Annotated in this window: 1 protein-coding gene; it reads right to left on the bottom strand. The window is 55.4% G+C overall.

Translation table 11 applies throughout. The features are described 5' to 3' along the window. Positions 1-9: 9 nt before the first annotated feature. The coding region (locus DW49_RS0124000; RefSeq protein ID WP_024421466.1) for a Tn3 family transposase at positions 10-1,070 on the bottom strand (1,061 nt) is incomplete at its 5' end.

Raw genomic sequence — 1,070 nt, 5'->3', positions numbered from 1 at the left:
GTTAAGAACTTACGGCTTGGGCCAGAGGTATTCGCCTGTCAGTAATATGTGAGCCCAACCAAGCGGAGAGATGTGTGCCAGAAGTTCGGGTGGCACATCTAGCCCTTCCCTTTGTCGTTCAGCGACCGCGTGACCGATGTGGATGGTGTTCCAGTAGATAATGATTGCGGTGAGCAGGTTGAGCCCAGCAATCCGGTAATGCTGCCCTTCGCTTGTGCGGTCACGTATTTCGCCCTGGCGGCCGATGCGCAACGCATTCTTGAGAGCATGGTGAGCCTCACCCTTGTTAAGGCCGATCTGGGCGCGCCGCTGCATGTCCGTGTCTAGAATCCACTCAATAATAAAGAGTGTTCGCTCCACACGGCCAACCTCACGCAGAGCAACCGCCAGATCGTTCTGACGCGGGTAGGAGGCGAGCTTGCGGAGCAACTGACTGGGCTTGATCTTTCCGGCGGTCATGGTAGCGGCGCAGCGGAATAGGTCAGGCCAGTTAGCAACGATCAGTTCCTCTCGGATTTTACCGCCGACTAGCTTGCGCAAATCCTTCGGCGTCTCTGCCGGATTGAACACGTAAAGGCGCTTGGAGGGCAAATCGCGTATACGTAGAACGAGCTGATATCCGAGTATGCCGCTGGTCCCAAATAGGTGATCTGTAAAGCCGGCTGTATCGGCATATTGCTCTCCAACCTGCCGACCAGCCTCATTCATCATCAGGCCATCAAGTATGTATGGAGCCTCGCTGACTGTCGCGGGAATCATTTGTGACGCGAACAACGCGAAATGGTCATTGACGTGCGTGTAAGCCTTAAGGCCGGGTTCGTTTCCATATTTGGCGTTAACCATGTTAATGGCCTCTCCCTGCCGGGCTGAAGGAAAGAACTGACCATCGCTTGATGCGGTTGAACCAATACCCCAGAACCTGGACATCGGCAGCTTTGCCTGCGCAGCAACCACGGTCGCCAGAGCCCGGTCCATTGCTTCGCTCTCGACATGCCAACGGGCAAGGCGTGAGAGTTGCCAGTAATCATGCGTATTTGTGGCCTCCGCCATCTTACGCAGCCCAAGGTTCA

The sequence above is a fragment of the Pseudomonas avellanae BPIC 631 genome (genome assembly GCF_000444135.1).
Lineage (GTDB): Bacteria > Pseudomonadota > Gammaproteobacteria > Pseudomonadales > Pseudomonadaceae > Aquipseudomonas > Aquipseudomonas avellanae.
This window is presented reverse-complemented; position numbering and strand designations above follow the sequence as displayed.